Annotated in this window: 20 protein-coding genes; 5 read left to right on the forward strand and 15 right to left on the reverse strand. The window is 71.5% G+C overall.

What is annotated here, in order from left to right; genetic code table 11:
* Positions 1 to 411: 411 nt before the first annotated feature.
* The 5 genes from IG90_RS40760 to IG90_RS0121955 form a co-directional block, all read right to left on the reverse strand.
* A complete protein-coding gene (locus tag IG90_RS40760; RefSeq protein ID WP_124265853.1) occupies positions 412 to 1,182 on the reverse strand; it encodes a hypothetical protein in 771 nt (256 codons plus the stop codon).
* Between the two features lie 217 nt (positions 1,183 to 1,399).
* Complete coding sequence (locus IG90_RS0121940) at positions 1,400 to 2,167, reverse strand: response regulator transcription factor (RefSeq protein ID WP_078585359.1); 768 nt, start codon at positions 2,165 to 2,167, stop codon at positions 1,400 to 1,402.
* 523 nt (positions 2,168 to 2,690) lie between these two features.
* A complete protein-coding gene (locus IG90_RS0121945; protein ID WP_051860191.1) occupies positions 2,691 to 4,307 on the reverse strand; it encodes an NAD(P)/FAD-dependent oxidoreductase in 1,617 nt (538 codons plus the stop codon).
* Between the two features lie 71 nt (positions 4,308 to 4,378).
* Positions 4,379 to 5,728 carry a cation:proton antiporter gene (locus tag IG90_RS0121950; RefSeq protein ID WP_030587062.1) on the reverse strand — a complete coding sequence of 450 codons (1,350 nt, stop codon included), beginning with the start codon at positions 5,726 to 5,728 and terminating at the stop codon, positions 4,379 to 4,381.
* Between the two features lie 87 nt (positions 5,729 to 5,815).
* Positions 5,816 to 6,334: a flavin reductase family protein gene (locus tag IG90_RS0121955; protein ID WP_051860192.1), complete on the reverse strand. Its 519-nt coding sequence runs from the start codon at positions 6,332 to 6,334 to the stop codon at positions 5,816 to 5,818.
* Between the two features lie 777 nt (positions 6,335 to 7,111).
* On the opposite strand from IG90_RS0121955, the gene IG90_RS0121960 reads away from it, so the two are divergent.
* Together IG90_RS0121960 and IG90_RS0121965 are read left to right on the forward strand one after the other, a co-directional pair.
* Positions 7,112 to 7,987: a peptidoglycan-binding protein gene (locus IG90_RS0121960; RefSeq protein ID WP_030587065.1), complete on the forward strand. Its 876-nt coding sequence runs from the start codon at positions 7,112 to 7,114 to the stop codon at positions 7,985 to 7,987.
* A 142-nt stretch (positions 7,988 to 8,129) separates the two neighbouring features.
* Positions 8,130 to 8,714 (forward strand): GNAT family N-acetyltransferase, encoded by a 585-nt coding sequence (locus tag IG90_RS0121965; protein WP_030587067.1) that lies wholly within the window; start codon positions 8,130 to 8,132, stop codon positions 8,712 to 8,714.
* Positions 8,715 to 8,748: 34 nt separating this feature from the next.
* Here the strand turns inward: IG90_RS0121965 and IG90_RS0121970 are convergent, their stop codons facing one another.
* The 4 genes from IG90_RS0121970 to IG90_RS0121985 form a co-directional block, all read right to left on the reverse strand.
* Entirely contained in the window at positions 8,749 to 9,216 is a 468-nt protein-coding gene (locus IG90_RS0121970; protein WP_030587068.1) for an anthrone oxygenase family protein, read from the reverse strand.
* 87 nt (positions 9,217 to 9,303) lie between these two features.
* Positions 9,304 to 10,971 (reverse strand): vWA domain-containing protein, encoded by a 1,668-nt coding sequence (locus tag IG90_RS0121975; RefSeq protein ID WP_078585360.1) that lies wholly within the window; start codon positions 10,969 to 10,971, stop codon positions 9,304 to 9,306.
* Between the two features lie 148 nt (positions 10,972 to 11,119).
* A complete protein-coding gene (locus IG90_RS0121980; protein WP_030587070.1) occupies positions 11,120 to 12,034 on the reverse strand; it encodes an ABC transporter permease in 915 nt (304 codons plus the stop codon).
* Complete coding sequence (locus tag IG90_RS0121985) at positions 12,031 to 14,685, reverse strand: alpha/beta fold hydrolase (protein ID WP_167345003.1); 2,655 nt, start codon at positions 14,683 to 14,685, stop codon at positions 12,031 to 12,033. Before IG90_RS0121985 ends, IG90_RS0121980 begins: the two co-directional genes overlap by 4 nt.
* Positions 14,686 to 14,829: 144 nt before the next feature.
* Here IG90_RS0121985 and IG90_RS0121990 point away from each other — a divergent pair, with 144 nt between their 5' ends.
* Both IG90_RS0121990 and IG90_RS0122000 read left to right on the forward strand, forming a co-directional pair.
* Entirely contained in the window at positions 14,830 to 15,264 is a 435-nt protein-coding gene (locus IG90_RS0121990; protein WP_030587078.1) for a GNAT family N-acetyltransferase, read from the forward strand.
* Positions 15,265 to 15,656: 392 nt separating this feature from the next.
* Positions 15,657 to 17,045: an NsdA family TPR-like regulatory protein gene (locus IG90_RS0122000; protein WP_030587079.1), complete on the forward strand. Its 1,389-nt coding sequence runs from the start codon at positions 15,657 to 15,659 to the stop codon at positions 17,043 to 17,045.
* A 7-nt stretch (positions 17,046 to 17,052) separates the two neighbouring features.
* Here IG90_RS0122000 and IG90_RS0122005 read toward each other — a convergent pair whose 3' ends face one another.
* From IG90_RS0122005 to iolC, 6 genes are all read right to left on the reverse strand, one after another.
* Entirely contained in the window at positions 17,053 to 17,655 is a 603-nt protein-coding gene (locus tag IG90_RS0122005) for a DUF4291 domain-containing protein (protein WP_030587080.1), read from the reverse strand.
* A gap of 118 nt (positions 17,656 to 17,773) precedes the next feature.
* Complete coding sequence (locus tag IG90_RS0122010; protein ID WP_030587081.1) at positions 17,774 to 19,276, reverse strand: CoA-acylating methylmalonate-semialdehyde dehydrogenase; 1,503 nt, start codon at positions 19,274 to 19,276, stop codon at positions 17,774 to 17,776.
* Between the two features lie 50 nt (positions 19,277 to 19,326).
* Complete coding sequence (gene iolD, locus IG90_RS0122015; protein WP_030587082.1) at positions 19,327 to 21,330, reverse strand: 3D-(3,5/4)-trihydroxycyclohexane-1,2-dione acylhydrolase (decyclizing); 2,004 nt, start codon at positions 21,328 to 21,330, stop codon at positions 19,327 to 19,329.
* Positions 21,327 to 22,259, reverse strand: coding sequence for a 5-deoxy-glucuronate isomerase (gene iolB, locus IG90_RS0122020; RefSeq protein WP_030587085.1), 933 nt, complete (start codon positions 22,257 to 22,259; stop codon positions 21,327 to 21,329). Before iolB ends, iolD begins: the two co-directional genes overlap by 4 nt.
* Positions 22,256 to 23,167, reverse strand: coding sequence for a Cgl0159 family (beta/alpha)8-fold protein (locus IG90_RS0122025; RefSeq protein WP_030587088.1), 912 nt, complete (start codon positions 23,165 to 23,167; stop codon positions 22,256 to 22,258). Before IG90_RS0122025 ends, iolB begins: the two co-directional genes overlap by 4 nt.
* The gene (gene iolC / locus IG90_RS0122030) at positions 23,164 to 24,192 is read right to left on the reverse strand and encodes a 5-dehydro-2-deoxygluconokinase (RefSeq protein ID WP_030587091.1); all 1,029 of its coding nucleotides are present in this window, start codon (positions 24,190 to 24,192) and stop codon (positions 23,164 to 23,166) included. Before iolC ends, IG90_RS0122025 begins: the two co-directional genes overlap by 4 nt.
* A gap of 132 nt (positions 24,193 to 24,324) precedes the next feature.
* On the opposite strand from iolC, the gene IG90_RS0122035 reads away from it, so the two are divergent.
* On the forward strand, positions 24,325 to 25,239 hold the full coding sequence (locus tag IG90_RS0122035; protein ID WP_030587094.1) for a sugar phosphate isomerase/epimerase family protein: 915 nt from the start codon (positions 24,325 to 24,327) through the stop codon (positions 25,237 to 25,239).
* Positions 25,240 to 25,332 lie beyond the last annotated feature (93 nt).

Below are 25,332 nucleotides of genomic sequence, written 5' to 3' on the forward strand. Positions count from 1 at the left end.
GGCGTGGGTCCTGCGGACGGGTGCGTCCGGCGGGTAATCGGCGACGTCGGCCGCCCCGACCTCGAAAGGCTTCGGAAACAGTGCACCGGATCCTGTGCACAAGGATCTTCGGTCTCGAATCTCCGTACAAGAAACCCTCGTGCAGATCAAGGTCAAGTTGAGTCACATGCCGCGCCGAATCTGCAGATGCCTGGAGAACCGGTCAGCCATGTGTCATCGCACCGTCAAATGGAACTGATCGATTCCGCTGTCCCGTGTCGTCGGCAGGCCTTTTCCCACCGCCCGGGAACTCCGTACCGCGAAGGTTTGGGTGACATGACCGAGGGCCGCCGGAGATACCTCTCCGACGGCCCTGGGAAAGCGTCTGCGCGGGGCGTGAGCTGCAGCGGTGCGCGCGCCGGGCCGGGTGTCTCAGCCCGGCAGGGTCGCGCGCCTCCGGGAGCGGGCGGCACGGCGGCTGAAGCAGGCGTGCGCGTCCTCCTCCGCGTAGTAGGTGTGTCCCGAACGGCTGTGCCGCCTCCAGCCTCCTTCGCTGGCCAGCCGGTAGACGGTGCCGACGGGCGTGGTCCACAGCCGTGAGATGTCAGCGGCTGTCAGCCAGCGCTCCTGCTCCTTGCGGGTCTCCGCGTCGGTTTGCGAGCCGGCGGGTTGTTTCCTTCCGCGCATCGAGCGCCACAACCGTGTCCACTCGTCGCCCCGCCAGGTGTGACCGGTGTCGCGGTCACAGCGGATCTCGGCCGGCGGTTCGGTGCCGGAGCCGCGGACGAGCACACTGAGCTCCCCCGTGCAGTCGTCCCGCACGCAGTTGCCGATCCGGATGCGGCGCCCGGTGGCGGGCCGGGCCACGGCGCGGGTGCGGCGCACTTGGCGAAGCACCTCTGCCGTCGCCTCGGCCGCCGCCGGATGGGCGGCCAGCCAGTCCGCGTTGGCGAGCAGGAAGGCGGCGAGTTCGGGAGCCGTCCGGCTGGGAACCAGCAGCCCGCGCTGCTCGGCGACCAGCCCGCTCCACGAGCCGAGCAGGGACATGATCGCGGCCCGCGCGTCCGCCGCGTCGGCGTTGAACGGGAGGCCCGGCATCCCGCCGCCGGTCGTCCGTTCGCGCACTCCTCCCGCGGGCGCTCCGCCGAGCAGGCCCTCGCAGTGGTCGTACAGCCGCACCAGCTCCGCTAGCCCTGCGGACAAGAGCCTCCGGCACTCCTCACAGAGCCTCAGGCCCGCAACGGCTCTGCCGCGGGTGCGTCCGTCGGCGGCGGCCCGCCGGCACCTCTCGCTCCCACAGGGCGCGTTGCCTGCCGCGTCCCTGTCCCCCGTGCTGTGCGTCATCAGTCCATCCCCCATGCATACGTCCGGATTCATGCGTCGGGATTCTCGCGCCGGACAGCGTGTCCGGCCGAGAGGGTCAGGCCTGCCCCAGCTGGAATCCCACCCCGCGTACGGTGACGATCCAGTCGCTGGCGCCGAGTTTGGTGCGCAGGCTGCTGACGTGGGTGTCGATGGTCCTTCGCGACCAGACATCTCCCCATACCTGCTGCATGATGCGCTTGCGCGGCACGACCGTTCCGGGGTGCGACGCGAGGAGGTAGAGCAGATCGAACTCCTTGCGCGTCACCTCGACCCGCCGTCCGTCGAGGCTGACTCTGCGCGCACCGGCGTCGATGTTCAGCGCTCCGTGCATGATGACGGGAGCCGCCGGGGAACGTGGCTGCGCGCGGCGCATGACCGCGTCCATCCGGGCCATTAACTCCCTGAAGCCGTACGGCTTGACGAGGTAGTCGTCCGCTCCGGCCTGGAGGCCGAGCACCCGGTCCAGCTCCGTCCCCCTGGCCGTGACCGCGATGACCGGCAGCGATCCCGCCGAGCGCACCCGGCGGCACACCTCCAGGCCGTCGAGGTCGGGCAGTTCGAGGTCCAGGAGCACCAGGTCGACGCCTTCGAAGGCGTTCAGCGCGGCCAGTCCGGACTCCGCCCGCTCGACCTCATGACCGTGGCGCCGCAGCCTCCCCATGAGCAGCTCCGCGTCCGCCGTGTCACTCTCCACCACGAGGACCCGCCAGGTGGTGGACGGGGCCGGCGCTCCGGGTATACGGGCCCGGGTCCCGGTCTCGGCCGTATCCGGCGGACGCTTCCCCGCCGTGGGCCGATAGGAATCCGTCAGGTCTGCACGCATCACAGTCTCCCCCTTCGAAACGGTCTACTCAGCTGAGTCAGGACCCACGGGAAGCAAGGACGCGTCGGTCGCCGACGCCGACGGACCGGAGTCGTCGAACCTGACTTACACAACACGGGCCCGGCGCGAAGTATCACGCGCTGCGCGGCATGTGTCATGTGTCATGTGTCACGTGCATGTCTCCCCGTGTTACGCGGCTTCAGCATAACAAGCCGACCGGCCTGTTTCATATGGAAATCCACGCCATGAGTGCATGGTTCTGGTCATCGGTCAACCATTTCGGAGACATAATTCATCAGGTGTTACATAAATTTCGTAGCGAAAGCAACAGCACGGCGCTCCGGCTACCTCCCGGCGCGGCGTTGACCTCCTCCGTGCGCGCGCCGAAAACAGACCCGATCGCCGGTTAGCGGTGATTCGCGGAAGCGGACTGGCCAGAAGTGACCGTCGGACGGGCGGACCCAGGAGGGCCGTCCGCGTACCGGGCGTACGCGGGCGGCCCTCGGACCGGGATACTCCTCCCTCAGCCGAAGAGACCCTTGATGTGCTCGGGCGCCTCGGTCCTGCCCCACTCCAGGGTGCTGGTCATGAGTGCGGGCGTGGCCTCGAAACAGCGGTTCTCCGGCGCCCCCAGCTCGAACGGCGCGGGCAGCGCCTCGGTCTCCCTGATCCGGGCCAGGATCAACTGCGCCGCCCGCGCGGCCGGCACCTCACCGGACTCGACCTGTTCGCAGAGCTTCCTGGTGAAGGTCAGGAGCCCGCCTATGTCCTTGCCGACGGGGTCCGGGAGCCCCGGCGTGCTGGTCTTCTCCAGGTCGCGCAGTACCTGGTCGTCCCGGTTCTCCTGGTAGGCCCGGTAGGCACGTTCCAGCGTCATCGTGGGCATGATGCTCGTCGCCTTCCAGACCCGGGAGACCGCGTTCCACAGCTCGTAGTCGCGGAAGCCGACGAAGGAGCTGTAGACGAGGTCGTCGTGCACGTCGTACAGACCCTGCTGAAGGCGGTCGATGTAGGCGAACCGCTCGGTGGACCAGTCGCCGTCGCGGGATGCCTCGATCAGGCGCCAGGCCAGCGAGTTGACGACCTCGAAGGTGTTGGTCAGGCCGCGTGAGTAGAGCGCGTCGATGAACCCCGCGGCGTGCGCGGTGAGGCAGTAGCGCTCGCCGACCGTCTGCGTGGCGGAGTACTGGAGCCTTCCGGTCCCGACCCAGGGCCGTACCGCCCTGGCGCCGGTGAACTGCTCCGCGATCTGCGGGAACCGGGCCAGGAACGCGTCGAACTCCTCCTGCGGCGACCCCTCCGGCTTGGGGAAGACACGCTCGTCCAGCGTCAGTCCCACGCTGCACAGCGGACTGAGCGCTCCCTCGTGGTTGTCGAACGGGATCACCCACAGCCAGCCACCGTCGAAGACATGGTGCAGCGTGCCGTTGTGCCAGGGGCTGGGCTGCTTGTGGGCGGCCGCGGCCGCGGTGTCGTCGAAGGGCGTGACGCCGATCATGTGTGTGAACAGCGTCCGCGAGTGGTGCCGGGCCCGGGTCGGTTCCTCACGCAGACCGAACTTCTCCGCGACCGGCGAGCGGAAGCCGCTGCCGTCCACCAGGTACTCGGCCCTGAACTCCTCGCCCCGGTCCGACCGGAGCACCACTCCGTCGGCACCGGTCCCGATCTCCTGGATCCTGGTGGCGAGCCGGACGTCCGCACCGTGGCTGACGGCCACGTTGAACAGGTAGGCGTCCGTGTCCTGCCGGAACAGATGGCTTTCGGTCCGCTGCCATTCGGGGACGACCAACTGGTTGATCTGCTCCGGATCCTGGGGCTTTCCCTCCTGGTGATAGACGAAGCCGAAGTTCTGCTTGCGTCCGCTCATCGGGGAGATCTTGTCCTGGATGCCGCGGAAGCTGGCGAGCGGCGCGATCTCGGGAACCTCGTAGCGCTCGGCGATGATCCTCGTCATCGTCGAGGTGTACGGAATGGTGGACTCCCCGACCGCGAAGCGCGGGTGGACCCCGGCGTCGATCAGCAGCACCTTCACACCGTTGCGGGCCAGCACGGCCGCCAGTACCCCACCGGCCATACCGGCGCCGAGCACCGCGACGTCGTACCGCTCGCCGTCCCGCATGTCGTTCTCCGTCGTGTTCACAGTTCACCTTTCGAGGATGGACAGACCGGAAGGGGCATGACCCGATTCCGTGGTGCTGGGGGGCAGGGCCCCTAGGGGAGGGCGACGGGGTCCTTGCCGTCGGCCGTGCTCCCTCCCGTCGACGGCAGCCGGAGCTTGCGCATCTCCTCCTCCGCCGTGTGTTCGACCCGCTTCATGGACATGCGCAGCAGGGGCGGTGCCATCAGCGAGGTGAGCACCGCGACGAGGACGACGACGGAGTACATCTCGACGGTCAGCAGGCCGATCCGGACGCCGATCATGGCGATGATCACTTCGATCACCCCGCGGGCGTTCATCCCGGCGCCCAGGGCCGTCGACTCCCACCGGTTCATCCCGCTGAGCGTTCCGCCGAGGTAGGCTCCGGCGAATTTCCCCAGGACCGCGATGCCGAAGACCGCGAGGCCCCAGACCGCGACCTGCGGATCGGCGAGCGCGCCGAGGTCCATGCGCAGTCCCGCCGTGGCGAAGAAGAGGGGTGCGAGGACCGCGATCACCGTGATGTTCAGCGGATGCAGAGCCGCCGTGTCGATGTCCTTGGACGAACCGATCAGCACCCCGCACAGGAAGGCGCCGAAGACCGCCTCCAGTCCGAGCGCCTGTGCTCCGGCCGCGGACAGCATGATCAGGACGACCGCGGTCGTGACGGCCCGGCCCGGCGTCCCGGAGCGGGTGGCCGCGCGCATGGCCGCGCGTACGACGTACCGGCCGACGGTCATGGTGAGGACCAGGAGCACCGCCATGCGGGTGAGCGCGAGCGTCACCTCGCCGGTGTGCAGTCCGGTGGTGGCCATGGCCGTGATGAGCGAGACCAGGAGCCAGCCGACGGCGTCGTCGACGGTTCCCGCCACCAGGATCATCTGGCCCACGTTCCGGTGGATGAGCTTCATGTCCAGCAGCGTCCTGGCGATCACCGGGATCGCGCTGACGCACATCGCCACGCCCACGAAGAGCGCGAAGACCGTGGGGTCGGCTCCCTCCGCGCGCAGTTCCCCGGGAAGCGCGAAGCCCAGCCAGACGCCGAGGACCAGGGGCACGATCAGGCCCGCGGCGCTGACCACCGCTGCCCGTCGGCCCTGACGGCGCACCAGCTTGAGGTCCAGGTGCATACCGGTGAATCCGACGAGCAGGACGACTCCGAACTGGCCCACCGCGTCCAGCAGATGCATCTGGGCGGCATCCTGCGGGAACAGCCCCTGCTCCGCCTGCGGAACCACGCGGGCCAGCAGCGACGGCCCGAGCAGCACACCGGCGGTCAGCTCCCCCACGATGGACGGCATGCCCAGCCGCCGGGCGAGCCGCCCCAGCAGCAACGCCGCCGCGAGCAGGACGCCGATCTGGAGCAGCAGGACCGTCAGCGCGTCGTGCGGAATGGGAACGACCACGGCGGCCGTCTGTGTCATGAGGGCACTCCTTCGTCGGCTCTGGTCGTCGCGGTGGGGCTGCCGGTCGGGGCGGATGCCTTCCGGGGCCCGGGTTTCGGGGGCCCGTCAGACAGCGGCGAGGAGGGCGCCCATCGCGCCGCGGAAGAAGACCAGCGGCCGACGGTCCCGCTCCGGGACGTCCAGGTCGACCACCTCACCCACGAACACGGTGTGGTCGCCCCCCTCGAAGGTGTTGACGAGCCGGCAGGAGAGGTAGGCCAGAGCGTCGCTGAGCACGGGCACCCCGGTCGCCGAAGGGCGGTGCGGGACCTCCTGCAGCGAGGCGGTGCTCCGCCCGGCGAAGGCTCGTGCCAGCGGCTCGTGCTGGGCGGCCAGGAAGTTCACGGCGTAGGCCTGGCTGTCCTCGACCACGTCCCGCAGCCGCGACTTGTGGTGCAGGCAGAACAGCACCAGCGGCGGGTCGAGGGAGACGGACGTGAAGGAGTTGACCGTCGTACCGGCCGCCTGCTCGCCGCGCCCGCTGGTGATCACCGTCACGCCGGTCACGAAGTGGCCGCACACCGCGCGGAGCAGCTCCGTCTCGACCGGCGCGGTGGAGCTCGAACTCTGGCTGTCTGACGGCATGGCAGTCACCTGCACCTCTGGGATCGGAGAAGAGTCGAAGAAGGGTCGGAGAAGAGGGGACGCATCACGCTTCAGCGGGGGAGTCAGGTGTGGAGGCCGGAGCGAACAGGGCCGTGCCGAGGTCGGCACAGCCGGTTCCCACTCGGTTCCGTCTCGGGCAGCCGCTGATCTCGGACAGCGCTCGAGGCGTGCCCCGGGCCGCTGCCGGCCGGAAGCGCGGCGGGCGGTACATCCGGGGGCCCGGCGACAGCACGCCGGACTCTGGGCTAAAGCTTCTTCGGTACCGACGGCCGGTGCAAGCCGCGGCATGGCAGAACACGGTCAGATCTTCGCAGGCAATTGCAGACACGCGTCAAAAGGAGGATCGGTTTCGAGGTCCGGCCACGTCACCGCGGGGGAGCTGTCGGGTGCGAGACGCGTGCCGCCCAGCGCCTTTCGCGCGAGCCGTCAACACCGAGCGGCCCGCACCGTGGCCGTGCCGAGGTGCGCGGGGCACGGCTTCCGGGGCCTCGGCGCCGTGCGCATCGGGCAGGAGTTCGGACACACCCGAGCGGGAGTTCGAGATCGGCGGAACCTTCCATCCGACGGGACGTTCGGTAGGGCCCGGGAGCGGGCAAATCGACCATGTGGGCCCGAAAGCGGAATCCGCCGCAGGGCGCTCCAGACCGAGCCCCGACATCCGGCGGGCGCACGCGGCTCCGCGCCGCCGCCCGTCCCGCCGCCCACACACCGAAGCCCCCGCGTGAACTACGCACCATCAGCGAAAGGAGCGCCGCGATGGCGACGCCGCTGTCCGCCGCAAAGCTGCTCAAAGCCCTCCGCGACGAAGGTCTCCACGTCGTCGAACACCGGAGCTGGCGTACCAACAACCGGAACCACAAGGGTCCCTGGGGCCCCACGCACGGCGTGATGATCCATCACACCGTCACCTCGGGCACCACGTCCTCCGTCGAACTCTGCTACAACGGCCACTCCGCACTGCCCGGTCCGCTCTGCCACGGGGTCATCGCCAAGGACGGGACCGTCCACCTCGTGGGGAACGGGCGGGCCAACCACGCCGGTCTCGGCGACGACGACGTCCTGCGCGCCGTCATCGCGGAGAAGGCGCTGCCCCCGGACAACGAGAACAACACCGACGGCAACCGTCACTTCTACGGCTTCGAGTGCATCAACCTCGGCGACGGCAAGGATCCCTGGCCGGCGGCCCAACTGCTGGCGATCGAGCGGGCCGCAGCCGCCGTCTGCCGGGCGCACGGCTGGTCGCAGCGATCGGTGATCGGGCACCTGGAGTGGCAGCCGGGCAAGGTCGATCCGCGCGGGTTCACCATGAAGTCGATGCGAACCCGGATCGGCAAGCGGCTCGGCGGCCCCCCGGACGGCCCGTCCAAACCGCCGCCGAAACCGAGGTACGAGCCGTTCCCGGGGGCCGCGTTCTTCAGGGCCGGCCGGAACAGCGCTGTCATCACGGCGATGGGCAGGCGTCTGGTGGCGGAGGGCTGCGGCCGGTACACGGTGGGGCCCGGCCCGGCCTGGTCCGAGGCCGACCGGAAGTCGTACGCCGCCTGGCAGCGCAAGCTGGGCTACACGGGCGGCGACGCGGACGGCATCCCCGGGAAGAGGAGTTGGGACCGGCTCAAGGTGCCCAACGTGTGATGGTGGCGTCGGCCCTCTCCCCCGGGGCGAGGGAAGGGGGGGACTGATCACGCTTCGGGGTTTCCCCGACGGACCGGTGACGCTCCGGCGAGCCGCGGGTGACGCACCGGCGGCCCGCCGACGAATGACGAGGAACGGTGCGATGGCGAGCGAGATACGAAGCGTGCCGGCCGGAGAATTGAACCGGTACGTCGAGGGGATCCGCGGCGTGTACGCGCGGGCGTTCGCGGCCCCGCCCTGGCACGAGGATCCGGCGGCGGCCGACGACTATGCGGAGCGGCTCGCACGGGACGCGCTCCGGCCCGGGTTCACCGCGGCGGTGGCGACGGCAGGCGGGACGCCCGAGGGGGCGGCCGGGAAGACGGTGACCGGTTTCGCCACGGCCTGGATCACCCCGGACGTCTTTCCCGCCGACCGCAGTTACGGGCAGGTCGCGCAGGCCCTCGGTCCCGGGCGGACGCGGGCGTGGTTGTGCGGCGCGCTGCAGGTGGACGAACTGGCGGTCGCGCCGGATGCCGCCGGTGCGGGGCTGGGCGCGGCGCTGCTGCACGCGGTGACGGAGGCCGCCCCGGACGGCCGTTGCTGGCTGCTGACCTCCCTGCGGGCCGAGCCGGCGCTGCGCCTGTACGAGCGGGCCGGGTGGCAGCGGATCGACGCACCCGTGCCCGGCGCGGCCGCCCTCGTGGTGCTGCTCGGCCCCCGCCATCCCCGGCGGGCCGGGCTGTAGGGGTTCCTGGCCCCCGTGCGCCCTGGACGGGCCCTTACAGGGCGACGGCCAGCAGGACGCACGCCACCAGCGTGAACGCGGTGCGCACCTGGTGGAAGGTGTTCCAGCGGGACTCGAAGGCCACGCGGGCCGCGCTGTCGTCGCCGCCCTCGGAGGCGGCGAGGGCGTTGTTGAGCGGGATGTTGCCGACGATGGTCACCAGGTGGCTGATGACCACGCAGATCAGCGCCCCCAGGACGGCCGGCCCGGTGGTCTCCCCGTGCTCGCCGAGGCCGGTGAAGAACGCGGCGGCGGGGAGCGCGACGACGCCGAGGAACAGGACGAGGAAGACGGGCCCGGGGACCTTGTCGTTGAAGCGGCGCATGGCCGCTGTGAACTGTTCGTCCGTCAGCTCGGCCAGACCGGGCATGATCGCGATCAGGAAGGTCAGCATGAAGCCCGCGTAGAGGCCGTTGACGATCGCCGAGAACACCAGGAACAGGGAGGTCATGGCGGACATCATGACCCGGAACGACGGTTCGCAGGGCCTTTTTTCGCATGGCTGCGCGAATCCTCGGACCGGGTGACGCTGCCCGCCGTCCCTCCCGTCTCAGCCGATCTCGCCCTCGCTCGGTTCCGCCCCGTCGCCCGTTCCGGATCCGCCCTCCAGCCGGTCCGCCTGTGCGATGGCCGTGGCCAGCTTCCTGACGGCGCTGTCCTCGGTCGTCTCCGCCAGCCCGTCCGCCCGGGAGGCGAGCTCGCGGAGGCGGGGTGCGCCGGGCAGGTCGCCGCCTCGCAGATGGTCGGCGAAATAGGCTGCCACGGCGGCCACTTGGAGGCGGTAGTTCTCGCCGCCCCACAGGGAGCCCTTGACCGCCTCCGTCCGTACGGACCCGGTCTCCTCCCGGGGCTTGCGGGTCTTGGGGTCGAGCCAGCGCACGGTGGCCTCCGCCACGGTGCCGGAGGCGCCGTCGCGCAGCCGTACGGCGTACAGAGCGGTCACCGTGTGGCCGGGGCCGACCTCTCCGCCGTCGACGCTGTCGTCACGAAAGTCCTCGTCGGCGACCTTGCGGTTCTCGTAGCCGATCAGCCGGAACTGCCGCACGGTCTTCCGGTCGAACGCCACCTGGGCCTTGGCGTCGCGGGCCCGGATTTCGAGGTGGGCGGGCAGCTGGTCGACGAAGACCTTGCGGGCCTGCTCGTCGTCGCCGACGTACGTGGTGTTCCCGTCGCCCTTGTTGGTGAGCTGCTCCATGAACGCGTCGCCGTAGTCGCTGCCGACGCCGACGCCGAAGAGGGTGATGCCGTACTCGCGGCGGGCGGAGTCGATCTTCTTCAGGATCCCTTCGGCCTCGGTGTCGCCGGTGTTGGCGAGGGCGTCGGAGAGGAGCACCACCCGGTTGGTGGCGCCTTCGCGGTGGCCGTCGACCGACTTCTCGTAGCCGAGGGTGATGCCCGCCTCGACGTTGGTGGACTGCGCCGGCTGCATCTCCCGCACCGCGTCCTTTATCCGTTTCCGGTTGCCCTTCACGCGGGTCATCGGCAGCCTGGTCTCGGCCTGGTCGCTGAAGGTGACCAGGGCGATGGAGTCGTCGTCGCGCAGTTCGTCGGTGAGGATGTCCAGGGACTTCCTGACCAGGTCGAGGCGGCCGGTCTCGGCCATGGACCCCGAGATGTCGACGACGAACGTGAGGGCGGCGGGCGGCCGTTCTGCGGTGGCCGGGGCGGCCTCGGTGGCCAGGCCGACGCGCAGCAGCGACCAGCCGGAGGCTCCGGTTCCGTCGCCCCCGCCCTTCCCGGTGCCGATGCGCGCCCCGTCGACGTTCACCGAGAAGCCGGGACCTTTCGGCCGCTCGTACCCCTGGCGGAAGCTGTTGACGAACTCCTCGGGGCGTACGTCCTCGGGGGTGGGCAGCCTGCCGTCGCCGAGGGTGCGGCGCGCGTAGCCGTAGCTGGCGGTGTCCACGTCCAGGGCGAAGGTGGAGAGGTAGTCGGGCGCCGCGATGTCCGGCTCGCTCGTGTCCGCGGCATCTCCCGTCGGTGCGGCCGCCCGGCCCTTCTCGGGCTCCACCGCGTCCGGCGCGGGCTGCCCGCCGCCCGTCGACCCCTGCCCCTCGCGTGTGCCGGAGCTCAGGTCGCGCGTGCCTTCCGAGCTGCTGTCGCTGCCGCCGCAGGCGGTGAGGAGCATGGCTCCCGCCAGGAGGAGCGCCATGGCTCCCGCCCGGCCTCCCGCCCGGTCCCGCGCCCGCTTCTCGTCTCGCCGGCTGACCTGATGCATGCGTAACCCCCCATGTCGTCACGATGTCCTCGACATCTGTGAATGTGACGTACGGGACCGCCGATCGGAGTCGACGAAAGCGTTGCGGAACCATCTCGATGCGGCAACAGCGCCGGCCGAAGGGCGGGAAACCGGCGGAACATCAGGTTCAGGACACGATGTCCTTACGACTGAACCCGCGGAAGGCCAGGGCGAACAGGATCAGGGCATAGGTCACCGATACGGCCGTGCCCTTGATCATGCCGCCCCACTCCAGTTGCGGCTGGAGCGCGTCGGCCCAGGCGAACTGCCAGTGCGCGGGCAGGAAGTCGCGCCAGGAGCCGAGTGCGGTGACCGCGTCGAGCACGTTGCCGACGATGGTGAGGCCCACCGCGCCGCCGACCGCGCCGAGCGGGGCGTCCGTCTTCGTGGAGAGCCAGAACGCCAGGCCCGCGGTGACCAGTTGGGAGACGAAGATGAACGCCACGACGATCGCGAGGCGGGGCACCGTGTCCCCGGCGGCCAGTGCTCCCCCGGTGGGCAGTTTCAGCGGCCCCCACCCGTAGGCCGCCGTGCCCGCCGCCAGCGCGACGAGCGGCAGCAGCACCATCGCGGCCAGGCTGAAGCCGAGCGCGACGACGAGCTTGGACCAGAGCAGCCGTACGCGGGGCACGGGTGCGGCGAGCAGATAGCGCAGCGAGGACCAGCTCGCCTCGGAGGCGACGGTGTCCCCGCAGAACAGGGCGACCGGCACCACCAGCAGGAATCCGGCCGAGACGAACAGCGAGGTGGCGGCGAAGTTCGCGGCGGACTCGGTCGCCACGTCCATCAGGTTGATCCGGCCGCCGCCCCGGCCCCCGCCGCCTCCGCCGTCCTCGCCGTCCGGCGTGCCGCCGATCGCGAAGGCGATGATCAGGATGAAGGGGAGGGCGGCGAGCACCCCGCCCATGAGCAGGGTGCGGCGGCGGCGCAGTTGCCGCATGGCCTCGACGCGGAGGGGAAGCGTGCGCCGGGCACGGTAGCCGGCGGCCTCGGGGTGCTCGGTGTCGTCCCGTACCTCGGGGGGCTGGGTGGGGGCGCTCATGCTGCTCCTCCGGAGATCAGGGTGAGGAAGGCGTCCTCCAGGCGGCGGTGCGGTCCGACGCCGGTGACCGGGACGTCGAGCCGGACGAGGTCGGCGACGAGCCGCGAGGTGGTGGCCCCGTCGAGGCGGACGAGGAGACCGAGGCCGTCGTCGGTGCGGACGGCGGAGCCGATGCCCGGCAGGGCCGCGACCTTCTCGGCCAACGGCTCGGACACCTCCTCCGCCGTGCTCACCAGGATCATGTCGCCGGATCCGGTGATCTCGGCGACCGGTCCGGCCTGGACGAGCCGGCCCCGGTCCATGACGACCAGGTGCGTGCAGGACTGCTCGACCTCGGAGAGGAGGTGGCTGGAGACGATGACGGTCCGGCCGCCGGCCGCGTAGCGGATCATCACGTCCCGCATCTCGCGGATCTGCGGCGGGTCGAGCCCGTTGGTCGGCTCGTCGAGGATGAGGAGGTCCGGCATGCCGAGCATGGCCTGGGCGATGGCGAGCCGCTGCCGCATGCCCTGGGAGTACGTCCGTACGGCACGGGCCAGCGCGTCGCCGAGCCCGGCGATCTCCAGGGCCTCCTCGATGTGCGCGTCCTCGGCGGGACGGCCGGTGGCCTGCCAGTACAGGTCGAGGTTGGCGCGCCCGGAGAGATGCGGCAGGAAGCCCGCCCCCTCCACGAACGCCCCGACCCGGGACAGCACCGGGGCCCCCGGCCGGATGGCCTGCCCGAAGACGCGGATCTCGCCCTCGTCGGGGGTGATGAGCCCCATGAGCATGCGCAGGGTGGTCGTCTTGCCCGCGCCGTTGGGCCCGAGGAGTCCGAGGACCTGGCCCTTCTCGACGCGGAAGGACAGCTCGCGCACGGCGTACCGGTCCACGGACTTCGCGTACTTCTTCGACAGCCCGGTGATCTGGAGGGGCACGTCGGTGAGCGCGGGGTCGGGCGCGGGCGTCGCGGTCCGGCGGCGGGCCGTGAGCAGCAGGGCGGCCGCGATGACGAGGGCGGCTGCCGGGAGGCCCCAGGTCCACCACGGGAGGGCGGCGGCCGCGGTCGTCACGGCGGGTGCGGTGGGGATGGTCAGCGGTCCGTCGGCGGTGACGGTGTACGTGGCGGGCTCGGCCGGGGACGCGTAACCGAGGTCCGTCGCGGAGAACACGAGGCGCAGCCGGTGTCCGGCGTCGAACTCGTGGTCCACGGCGGGCAGCGCCAGCTCGACCGGCCTGCCCTGCTGGTCGGGGGTGATCCGGTAGGGGGCGACGAGCTGGTGGGGCAGCACCTGCTGCCTGCCGTCCGGCGACACGTCGTACACCTTGCCGAAGAGCACCGCGTCCCGGTCGCCGCCCGCCGTCACGTTCACCTTCACGGTGGGGGTGCCGGTGACGCGTACGGAGGTGTCCAGCGGGGCGGACTCGAAGCGGGCGAACTGTCCCAGGAAGTCGAGCGAGAGCCCGACGCCGAGGGAGGAGAGCTGGGCGAGTCCGCCGCCGACGCCGGGCACGGCGGAGATGGCGGGCGGTGCGGCGCCGGCCGGGTTGCGGAAGGTTTTCGTCCCGCCGCCGAGCGCGATGTCCCGGCCGCCGCCGCGCAGCCCCGGGTAGGTGTCGCTGGAGGCCCCGCGCAGGAGGGCGGCGCCGTCGGTGGAGTCGACGCCTCCGGTCCGGGTGACGCGGAAGGCGGGCCCGGTGCCGGTGCCGGTGTCCTCCTTGAGATACCGGTCGAACCAGGAGCCGACGCGCCCCTCGACCCGGCTCGTCTCGCTGTCGCCTCCGTCGTGTCCGCCGGAGATCCAGTCGACGGAGACGGGTGCGCCGTTGGCGCTGATCGCCTTCTGCATGGCGTCGGCCTGGCCGAGCGGGAAGAGGGAGTCGGACTGCCCCTGGAGGAGGAGCGAGGGGACCTTGATGCGGTCGGCGACGGCGGACGGCGACCGCTCGGTGAGGAGTTTCACCGCTTCGGCGTCGGGCTTCCCGCTGACGGCGACCCGTTCGTACATCTCGCAGAGCCGCTTCTCGAACTTCTCGCAGCCGCCGCCGGTGGTGACGAAGATCCCGGCCCAGAGCTTCTTGAAGACCCCGTCGGGGAAGAGGGCGTCGGCGAGGTTCCAGTAGGTGATCACGGGTGCGATGGCGTCGACCCGCTCGTCGTGCCCGGCGGCGAGCAAGGAGACGGCCCCGCCGTAGGAGGCCCCGGTGAGGCCGACCCGGGGGTCGCCCTTCCCGTCGAGCTCCACCTCGGGCCGCTTGGCCAGCCAGTCGATGAGCCGGGAGACGTCCCTGACCTCGTGGTCCGGGTCGTTGAGGGTGATCTCCCCGCCGGACTTGCCGAAGCCGCGCGCCGACCAGGTCAGGACGGCGTATCCGTCGGCGGCCAGCTTCTGGGCCTGGGCCCGTACGTCGTTCTTGCTGCCGCCGAAACCGTGCCCGATGAGCACGGCGGGCCGCTTACCGGAACCTCCCGCGTGGAAGTACGAGGTGTCGATCGGCACCCCGTCCATGCGCAGCGTCCGGTCCTCGCGCTGCACGGCAGGCGAGCCGTCGTCGGCGACGGCGGTCCAGGTGCCGCCGCCCACGAGCACGGCGAGCACGGCCACGGCCGCGGCCCACCGGGCACGGGTACGGGGCAGCAGGCGCCACCGTCGAGCAGTAGGGGTCTCCATCCCTCGACCCTAAACGGAGGACGCAAGCCGGTTGAGTGCCGTCAGGGGGAGGTGGGCGGCCTCCCTGAGAGGTACGGTCCGCCCCCGCCGTACTCCGGACGCGGTACAGAATGCGTTCAGAACCCCTTGCCTCGGGAGGCCATTGTGGACATTCGCCGCGCCACGACCGTCACGGAACTCCTGGCCGCCGGCCATCTCTACGACGCACCGCCCCGCGAGGTGTGGGCCGCCCGCTTCCTCGCCGCGGACGGTCACGTGCTGCTGATCGCGTACGTGGACGGCGTCCCGGCGGGCTTCGTCTCCGGCATCGAGATGCTGCACCCGGACAAGGGTACGGAGATGTGCCTGTACGAACTCGGCGTCGACGCCCCGTTCCGCCGCCGGGGCATCGGCAGGGCCCTGACGCTCGCGCTCGTGGACATCGCCCGGGAGCGGGGGTGCTACGGCCTGTGGGTCGGCGTGGAGCACGACAACGAGGCGGCGCTCGCGACGTACCGGTCGGCGGGGGCGGGGGACGACGGCGGGGCCAGGATGCTGGTGTGGGAGTTCGGGGACGGCGCGACGGCGGCGGGGCACTGACGCCCGCCGGGCGCTGCCGCCCCTCGGGCCGACATGCCGCTCGTGGCTCCCGTGGCTCCCGTGGCGCTCGTGCCACCCGGCGGAACTATTTTCGGGAGCCGCGCGAGAAGATCGCATAGAGGAGAAATCCCACCGGCAGGTGAACTTTCAGCGTCACCCCCGGAGAGAGAATCACCGATAACTCGATCAGCTCGAACATTTTCGGACCTCCTTCTCGGAATTCGCCGACTCGAGCCCTGCTTCTCGGGCCTTATGTCGCCGGACAGTTCCCGCTCCCCTCATGAGAGCGCGGGACGCGGTGCGCCACAGGGCCCACAAGGGGGGCTCACGCATCGCGGACCCTGCTCACGGCGGCCTGTCGCCGGTACTCTGCGAGAGAAGGAGGGGGCGGTATGACAGGAACCCGAATACCGGAGCGTCAGAGGAATTCACTTCTCGAAGAGATCGTGGCCATGTCGGGCATGAGCCACAAAAGACTTGCTCACCGGGTGAACGAACTCGGCGCCCGCGAAGGGCAGGCGGGCCGGTACACCCACACGTCCGTGGCCAACTGGTGCCGCCGCGGCATGATCCCGAAGGAACCGACCCCGCGGCTCATCTGCGCTTCCTTATCGGAGGCCCTGGGCAGACCGGTGTCTCTCGCAGAGATCGGGATGCAGGGCGCGGAGCGCGACGTGAGTCTGCTGGGTCTGGAGTTCGCCCGGCGTCAGGACGACGCCGTGACCGAAGCAGCAGCCTATTGGAGCGCAGTGAACCGCCGTCAGTTCCTCACCCGTCAGACCTTCGCCGTCTCGGCGTTCGCCACCCCGTTCAGCCGCTGGCTCATCGACCCGGCGGAACCGACCCGGGCGCGCGAGACCGGACCGTCGGTCGACCGGTTCCACATCGCGGAGCTCAGGGAGGCCGCTGACAACGCGCGTCTGTGGGACTCGCGCTTCGGCGGGGCGAACCGGAAGTCGGCGTCCCTCACGGAGTACCTGTACGAACGGGTCGCACCGCTGCTGCACGGCAGCTACTCGGAGGCCGTGGGGCGTGACCTGTTCCGGGTCACGGCGGAGATGGCGCGGCTGGCGGGCTGGACGGCGTTCGACGCGGGCCGGCACGGCATCGCCCAGCGTCACTTCATCCAGGCGCTGCGGCTGGCGCGGGCCGGCGGCGACGCCGACCTCGGCTCGTACATCCTCTCCACCATGGCGATGCAGTCGCTGATGCGCGGCTTCACGTCCGAGGCGATCGACATGGCGCAGGGCGCGTACCGGCGCGGGCAGACCCTCGATCCGCGCGTGGCGGGCTTCGCGAAGCTGATCGAGGCGCGGTCGCACGCGCGCGCGGGCGACGAGCGGTCGACGAGCGCGTGCATCGCGCAGTCGGAGCGGCTGGCCGAACGCGGAACGGACGCGGAGGGGCCGGCCTGGATCGGGTTCTTCACCCAGCACCGCATCATCACGGACGCTGCCGAGGCCTTCCGCGACCTCGGCAACCACCGGGCGACGTTCGCCTGGAACGCCGCCGGCCCCATGCCGTCGGACGCCTTCGTCCGCTCCCGGAGCGTACGGCTCTCGGTCCTGGCCTCCGCGCACGCCCAGAACGGCGACCTCGCCCAGAGCCTGCACCTGGGCCGCGAGTCCCTGAACCTCTTCACCCGGCTGGGAAGTCTGCGGGGTATGGAGTATCTGCGCGTCTACGGGCGGTCGTTGGAGCCGTGGCGCGGGGATCCGCAGGTGGTCACGTACCTCGCCGACGTACGCAAGGCGACGCGGACGCTGGCGGCGGTGGCCTGAGGGCCTCTCAGGCGGCGGGCACCGGCCGGGGCGCGGTGAGGTCGAGCGGTGTCTCCACCGGCAGCAGGGCGGCGGCCCGCTCCCGCTCCCCCGCCCGGACCGCCGTGTGCACCTCGCGCGCGAGCGGGGTGACGTCGCGTACGGACACCGTCCACTCGTCCGCGTACAGCCGGGCGGCCTCGCCGCTGAGCCCGAGCTGGAGGGAGCGGTACGGGAGCGCGTTCAGGCCGAGGTCGCGTTCGGGGTCCCACTGGACCCGGGCGGGGGCGGCGCGCAGGCTGCGCTTCCAGGCCGTCCGGTCCGGGTGCACACCGCGTACGTAATGGGAGAGTTCGGCGTGCGCGAGGGCCCACTCCAGGCCGCTGCGGTCGATCTCGACGGCGAGGACGACCTCCTGGCCCTCCTTCGTGCCCCAGCCGCAGCGGTACATCATCCACAGGAAGCTGGGCTTGATCCAGGTCATCCGGTCCCGCTTCCATGCCTCGGGGAACCGCCCGTCACGTGCGGCGGGCAGCCCGATGGCGGGCCGGTACGCCTGGTAGACGGTGACGGTGGTGGCGGTGTGGAGCGCGCGGATCTCGTGACGGGGCGGGTGTGGCTGGGCGTTCATGCGTCCCAGGATGCGGGAGGCGTACGCGGGCGGGCACCTGGTTTTCGGCGGTGCGCGCACACGCCGGACCCCCGCCCGCGGCGTACGCGGACGGGGGTCAGGCCGAGCCGGATCCGGCTCAGTGGTTGCGCGGGAAGCCCAGGTCGACGCCTGCCGGGGCGTCGGCCGGGTCGGGCCAGCGGGTGGTGACGACCTTCCCGCGGGTGTAGAAGTGCACACCGTCGTTGCCGTAGACGTGGTGGTCGCCGAAGAGCGAGTCCTTCCAGCCCCCGAAGGAGTGGTAGCCCACCGGGACCGGGATCGGGACGTTGACGCCGACCATGCCGGCCTCGACCTCCAGCTGGAAGCGGCGGGCCGCGCCGCCGTCGCGGGTGAAGATCGCGGTGCCGTTGCCGAACGGCGATGCGTTCATGAGGGCGACGCCGTCCTCGTACGTCTCCACGCGGAGCACGCACAGCACCGGGCCGAAGATCTCGTCCTTGTAGGCGTCGGAGTCGGTGGAGACCTTGTCCAGGAGGGACAGGCCGATCCAGTGCCCGTCCTCGAAGCCCACTACCGTGTGGCCCGTGCCGTCGAGGACGACCTCCGCGCCCTGGGCCGCGGCGCCCGTGACGTACGAGGCGACCTTGTCGCGATGGGCGGCGGTGATCAGGGGGCCCATCTCGGAGGCGGGGTCGTTGCCGGGGCCGATCGTGATCTTCTCGGCCCGCTCGCGGATCTTGGCGACCAGCTCGTCGCCGATCGCGCCGACCGCGACGACCGCCGAGATCGCCATGCAGCGCTCACCGGCCGAGCCGTACGCCGCCGAGACCGCCGCGTCGGCGGCCGCGTCCAGGTCGGCGTCCGGGAGGACGAGCATGTGGTTCTTCGCGCCGCCGAGGGCCTGGACGCGCTTGCCGTTGGCGGAGGCCGTGGCGTGGATGTAGCGGGCGATGGGGGTGGAGCCGACGAAGGAGACGGCAGCCACGTCGGGGTGGTTGAGCAGGCCGTCGACCGCGACCTTGTCGCCGTGCAGGACGTTGAGGACGCCGTCCGGAAGACCGGCCTCCGAGGCCAGCTCGGCCAGCAGGTTGGCGGCCGATGGGTCCTTCTCGCTGGGCTTCAGCACGAACGTGTTGCCGCAGGCGATGGCCAGCGGGAACATCCACATCGGCACCATGGCCGGGAAGTTGAACGGGGTGATGCCAGCGACGACGCCGAGCGACTGGCGGATCGAGGAGACGTCGACCCGGTTGGAGACCTGGGTGGACAGCTCGCCCTTGAGCTGGGTGGTGATCCCGCACGCCAGCTCGACGATCTCCAGACCGCGGGCGACCTCACCCAGCGCGTCCGAGTGCACCTTGCCGTGCTCGGCGGTGATCAGCGCGGCGATGTCGTCGCGGTGGGCGTCGAGCAGCGCGCGGTAGCGGAAGAGGACCGTGGTGCGCTGGGCGAGCGAGGAGGTGCCCCACGTCGCGTAAGCGGCCTTCGCCGCCGCCACGGCAGCGTCGACCTCCTCCACGGAGGCGAGCGCCACCTGGGTGGTGACCGCGCCGGTGGCCGGGTCCGTGACGGGACCGTACTGGCCCGACGTGCCCTCCACCGTCTTGCCGCCGATCCAGTGGTTGACGGTCTTCGTCATGACGTACTCCTTCAGGCTTCAGGCAGGCTTCGAGCAGGCTCGGGCAGGGCTTACAGGTGGCGACGTCGGGCGGCGGCCTGCCGGTCGTACTCCTCCCGGGCCTCTACCGCCGCCGGTCGGCTCGCGGTTTCGGCTACCGGAACATCCCACCACGCCTGTGCCGGAGGGGGGCCCGACACTGTGTCGGGCGTTTCGGTCTCGACGTAGACACAAGTGGGGCCTTCCGCGTCGCGGGCCTCGGAGAGGGCTTTGCGCAGGTCGTCGACGGTGGTGGCGCGCAGGACCCGCATGCCGAGGGAGGCCGCGTTGGCGGCCAGGTCGACCGGGAGCGGCGGGCCGGTGAAGCCGCCGTCGGCGTCCCGGTGGCGGTAGGCCGTGCCGAAGCGTTCGCCGCCGACCGACTCGGAGAGGGCGCCGATGGAGGCGTACCCGTGGTTCTGGAGGATCAGCAGTTTCAGCGGCAGGTTCTCCTGGACGGCGGTGACGATCTCGGTGGGGTTCATCAGGTAGGTGCCGTCGCCGACGAGCGCCCAGACGGGGCGGCGCGGCTCGTCGGGCCGGTGCGGCGTGCGGGCTTCGGTGGCGAGCAGGACGCCGATCGCGGCCGGGATCTCGTAGCCCATGCAGGAGTAGCCGTACTCGACGTGGTACTGGTCGCGGGAGCGGGCGCGCCAGAGCTTGTGCAGGTCGCCGGGGAGGGAGCCGGCGGCGTTGATGAGGATGTCGTCCCCGGTGACCAGGGCGTCCAGGAGGCCGAGGACCTGGGTCTGGGTGGGGCGCGCGGTGGGGTCGGGGGTGGCGAAGGACGCCTCGATCCGTTCCTCCCACGCCTCCTTCGCGCCGGTGTACTCCGTCTCGTACGCCGGGTCGACCCGGTAGCCGCGTCCGGCGAGCGCCGCCGTCAGCGCCTCCAGTCCCGCGCGGGCGTCGGCGACCAGAGGGAGGGCGGCCAGCTTGTGGGCGTCGAAGGCGGTGATGTTGAGGTGGAGGAAGCGGACGGCAGGATCGGCGAAGAGCGTGCCGGAGGCGGTGGTGAAGTCGCAGAAGCGGGTGCCGATGCCGATCACCAGGTCGGCGGTGCGGGCCAGCTCGTCGGCGGTGGCGGTGCCGGTGTGGCCGATGCCGCCGACGTCGGCCGGGTGGTCGTGGCGGAGCGCGCCCTTGCCCGCCTGGGTGGAGGCGACCGGGATGCGGGTCGCGGCGGTGAACGCGGCGAGCGTCTCCTCGGCGGCGCTGTGCCGGACCCCGCCGCCCGCGACGATCAGCGGGCGGCGGGCGGAGCGCACCGCCCTTACCGCCGCTTCCAGTTCGAACGCGTCGGGGGCGGGCCTGCGGACGTGCCAGTCGCGCTCGGCGAAGAACTCCTCCGGCCAGTCGTACGCCTCCGCCTGCACGTCCTGCGGCAGCGCGAGCGTGACGGCCCCGGTCTCGGCCGGGTCGGCCAGGACCCGCATCGCCTGGAGGGCCGCCGGAATCAGCGCCTCCGGCCGGGTGATCCGGTCGAAGTAGCGCGAGACCGGGCGCAGGCAGTCGTTGACCGAGACATCGCCCGCGTACGGCACTTCGAGCTGCTGGAGCACGGGGTCGGCGGGCCGGGTCGCGAAGGTGTCGCCGGGCAGGAGGAGGACGGGCAGGCGGTTGATCGTGGCGAGGGCGGCCCCGGTGACGAGGTTGGTGGCGCCCGGACCGATGGACGTGGTCACCGCGTGCGCCGAGAGCCGCCCCGACTGACGCGCGTACCCGACGGCCGCGTGCACCATGGCCTGTTCGTTGCGGCCCTGGAGGTACGGCATACGGTGCCCGGCTCCGTTGCCGTGCCCGGTCCCGGTTCCCGTTCCGCCTCCGCCCGCCTCCACGAGCGCCTGGCCGATGCCGGCGACGTTGCCGTGGCCGAAGATGCCCCAGGTGGCGCTGATGAGCCGCTGCCGTCGGCCGTCACGCTCGGTGTACTGCCGGGCCAGGAAGGCGACCAGGGCCTGAGCGGTGGTCAGACGGCGCGTGGGACGGAGGGGGTCCGCAGGACTCTTCGGGCTCGCGGGACTCGTCGGGCTCAAGGCGTTACCTCCGGGCCGGGCGACGGATGCGCCGTGTACAGCGGGAGTCTGGCGTCGATCTGCTCGTCCCGCCAGGTGTCGCGGATCCACCGGTGGTCGGGATGGTCGCGGATCAGCCAGGCGCGCTCCTCCCCCGGCCCGGCCATCACGTTCAGGTAGTAGAGCGTGCGGCCGGGCGGGGCGATGGACGGGCCGTGCCAGCCGTCGGGGATGAGGACGGCGTCACCGCTGCGCACTTCGGCGAGGACGTCCGTACCGCCGTCGCGCGACGGGGACACCCGGTGGTAGCCGAGCCCGCCGTCCGCCACCTCGAAGTAGTAGATCTCCTCCAGTTCGCACTCCTCGCCCGGCACGTGCTCGTCGTGCTTGTGCGGCGGGTACGACGACCAGTTGCCGCCGGGGGTGAGGACCTCGACGGCGATCAGCCGGTCGCAGTCGAAGGTGTCGGCTGCGGCGAAGTTGTTCACCTGGCGTGAGCAGGTCCCGGAGCCGCGCAGTTCGACGGGTACCTCCGGCGCGGGGCCGTAGCGAGCGGGGAGTCGTCGCTCGCACTTCGCTCCTGCCAGGGCGAAGCGGCCTCCTGCGCCGGAGGCGATCTGTGCATGGGCGTCGCGCGGCACGTAGGCGAAGTCGGTGACCCCGCTGAACACGCTTTCCCGGCCCAGCAGTTCAAAGGTCTCACCTGCCGTACGCACCGTACAGGCACCGGCCAACGGCAGGACGATCCATTCGCTACCGCCGGTGACGAGCGTGTGAACACCACCCGGCTCCAGCTCCAGCACCCGCAGGGACGAACGGTCCCAGCCGGCCCGACCGGGATCGATGTCGACGGCGTACGCCCCGCGCGCGGCGCTACCGGCCGGCAGGTGGTACCGGTCCTGGTTCCGGTGCTGTCCTCGGTTCCCCCGGTGGGGGTGATGCGTCGTCATGGCCCCTCCCTGCCCGTCCGGAGCAGCGATACGGCGGTGTCGACGGCGCACGTCACGTCGCCGTCGACCGGGTAGAGCAGTGAGCGTCCCACGACCAGCCCCCGCACGGTGGGCAGCCGCAGCGCGTCGCGCCATTTCCCGTACGCGGCGTCCTGGTCGTCGCCGACCTCGCCGCCGAGCAGGACGGCGGGCAGCGTGGACGCCTCCATCACCCGGCCCATGGCGTCGGGGTCATCGGTGACGGGGACCTTGAGCCAGGTGTACGCCGACGTTCCGGCGAGGCCCGACGCGATGGCGATGGAGGTGGCCACGGCGGCGGCGCCGAGATCGTTGCGGAGGCGGCCGTCGACGCGGCGGCAGAGGAACGGCTCGACGAAGACGGGCAGCCGGTGCGCGGCCATCGCGTCGATGGTCCGGGCGGCGGTGTGCAGGGTGTCGAGCGAACCGGGGTCGTCGTGGTCGATACGGAGCAGCAGCTTCCCCGCGTCGAACCCGTGGCGGACCAGGTCCTCGGGGCGGTGGCCGGTGAACCGGTCGTCGAGCTCGAACGCGGCGCCGGCCAGCCCGCCGCGGTTCATCGAGCCCATCACGACCTTGTCCTCCAGGGCGCCGAGCAGGAGGAGGTCGTCCAGGACGTCGGCGGAGGCGAGCACGCCGTCGACCCCGGGGCGGGAGAGGGCGAGGCAGAGCCGCTCCAGAAGCTCGAAGCGGTTGGCCATGGCGAGGGACCGGTCGCCGACGGCGAGCGCGCCGCGCGCGGGATGGTCGGCCGCGATGATCATCAAGCGGTCGCCGGTGGTACGGATCAGCCGTCGCCGCTTCCGGCGTACGGCGGCCTCGGCGACGGCTTCGGGGCGTTCGGCGCGCAGCCGCACGAGTTCGGAGAGGGCGGGCGCGAGAGGCGTCATGAGCCCGCCCCGGCGCGGGGGCCCGCGGGTGCGCCGAGGTCCGCCGTGACGGCTCCGGCCGCGAGGGCCCCCTCGACCTCCTCCGGGAACGGCATCGCGGACGAGCAGGCGAGCCGGGAGGCGACGATAGCGCCGGCCGCGTTCGCGTACCGCACGAGACGGTCGAGGGGCCACCCGGCGAGCAGTCCGTGGCAGAGTGCGCCCCCGAACGCGTCGCCCGCGCCGAGGCCGTTGACCACCTCCACCGGCAGCGGCGGGCAGTCGGCGGTGGCGCCGTCGCGGTGGACGGCGAGCACGCCCTTCGGCCCCTGCTTGACGACGGCGAGCTCCACCCCGGCCGCGAGCAGGGCGCGGGCGGCGGCGTACGGTTCGCGTTCGCCGGTCGCGATCGCGCACTCGTCGACGTTGCCGACGGCGACCGTGACATGGGCCAGCGCCTCGCGGTACCGCGCGGGCGCCTCGGTACTGTCGTCGCCCCCGTCCCAGAACACGGGCCGCCAGTCGAGGTCGAAGACGGTCGCCGTGCGGGGCGTACCCGCCGGACGGCCGGCCCGCGCCGCGAGGGCGGCCAGCGTGGCGGAACGGCTCGGTTCGGCGCTGAGTCCGGTACCCGTCATCCAGAAGATCCTGGCGTCGCGCACCGCGTCCAGGTCGAGTTCCGCCGGGTGGATCTCCAGGTCGGGGGCCTTGGGCTGCCGGTAGAAGTAGAGCGGGAAGTCGTCCGGCGGGAAGATCTCGCAGAAGGTGACCGGGGTCGGATACTCCGCCACGGCCGTCGCCCAGCGGGCGTCCACGCCGAACCGTTCCAGTTCCTGGTGGAGATACGCACCGAAGGCGTCCTGTCCGGTCCGGGTGATCACCGCCGCCCGCCGCCCCAGCCGGGCCGCCGCCACCGCGACGTTCGTCGGGGAGCCGCCGAGGAACTTGCCGAACGTCTCGACCCGGGCGAGCGGAACCCCGACCTCCAGCGGGTAGAGGTCCACCCCGATCCGCCCCATGGTGATCACGTCGTACGACTCAGGCATACGCATCCCTTCGACCCCCGGTGGCCCGCTGATCCCAGGTCTAGTCTCCGCCCGGGAACCCTGTCAACATTTTGTCCGGACATTCGGACGAACTCTTGACACTCGTCCGTACCGGCCGCGACGCTGGGCGATATGACCCCCTCCGCACCCTCTTCGGCGCGCATCCGTATCGGCTCGGCCCCCGACTCCTGGGGGGTGTGGTTCCCCGACGACCCGCAGCAGGTGCCCTGGCAGCGCTTCCTCGACGAGGTCGCCGAGGCCGGGTACGCGTGGATCGAGCTCGGTCCGTACGGCTATCTGCCCACCGACCCGGCCCGGCTGGCGGACGAGACCCGCAGCCGGGGGCTCACGGTCTCCGCCGGGACCGTTTTCACCGGATTGCACCACGGTCCGGACGTCTGGGACCGGACCTGGGCGCATGTCGCGGACATCGCCGCACTGACCCGGGCCATGGGCGCCGAACACCTGGTCGTCATCCCCTCGTTCTGGCGGGACGACAAGACGGGCGAGGTCGTGGAGGACCGAACGCTCACGCCCGCTCAGTGGCGGGACCTGACGACCCAGACGGAGCGGCTCGGCCGGGAGGTCCGGGAGCGGTTCGGGCTGCGGATCGTCGTCCATCCGCACGCCGACACCCACATCGACACCGAGGAGCACGTCAACCGCTTCCTCGACGCAACCGATCCGGACCTGGTGTCGCTCTGCCTGGACACCGGGCACTACGCCTACTGCGGCGGCGACAGCGTCAAGCTCATCGAGACGTACGGGGAGCGCATCGGCTACCTCCACCTCAAGCAGGTCGACCCCGAGATCCTGGCTGCGGTGGTGGCGGACGAGGTCCCGTTCGGCCCTGCGGTGGCCCGGGGCGTGATGTGCGAGCCGCCCGGCGGAGTCCCCGCCCTGGAACCGGTCCTGGACGCGGCGCGCGCCCTGGACGTCGACCTGTTCGCGATCGTGGAGCAGGACATGTACCCGTGCGCCCCGGACAAGCCGCTTCCGATCGCGCGCCGCACCCGGGAGTTCCTCCGCTCCTGCGGACGACCCTAAGGGCTGTCCCGCGATTCCCGGTGGATCAGCGCGCGGCGTCAGATGCGGTGCATCGCAAGGCGGAGGGGCATCCGCATACTGGATGTATGTGGA

Origin of the sequence: Streptomyces anulatus (assembly GCF_000721175.1) — a bacterium.
In the GTDB taxonomy this organism is placed as follows: Bacteria; Actinomycetota; Actinomycetes; order Streptomycetales; family Streptomycetaceae; genus Streptomyces; species Streptomyces anulatus_C.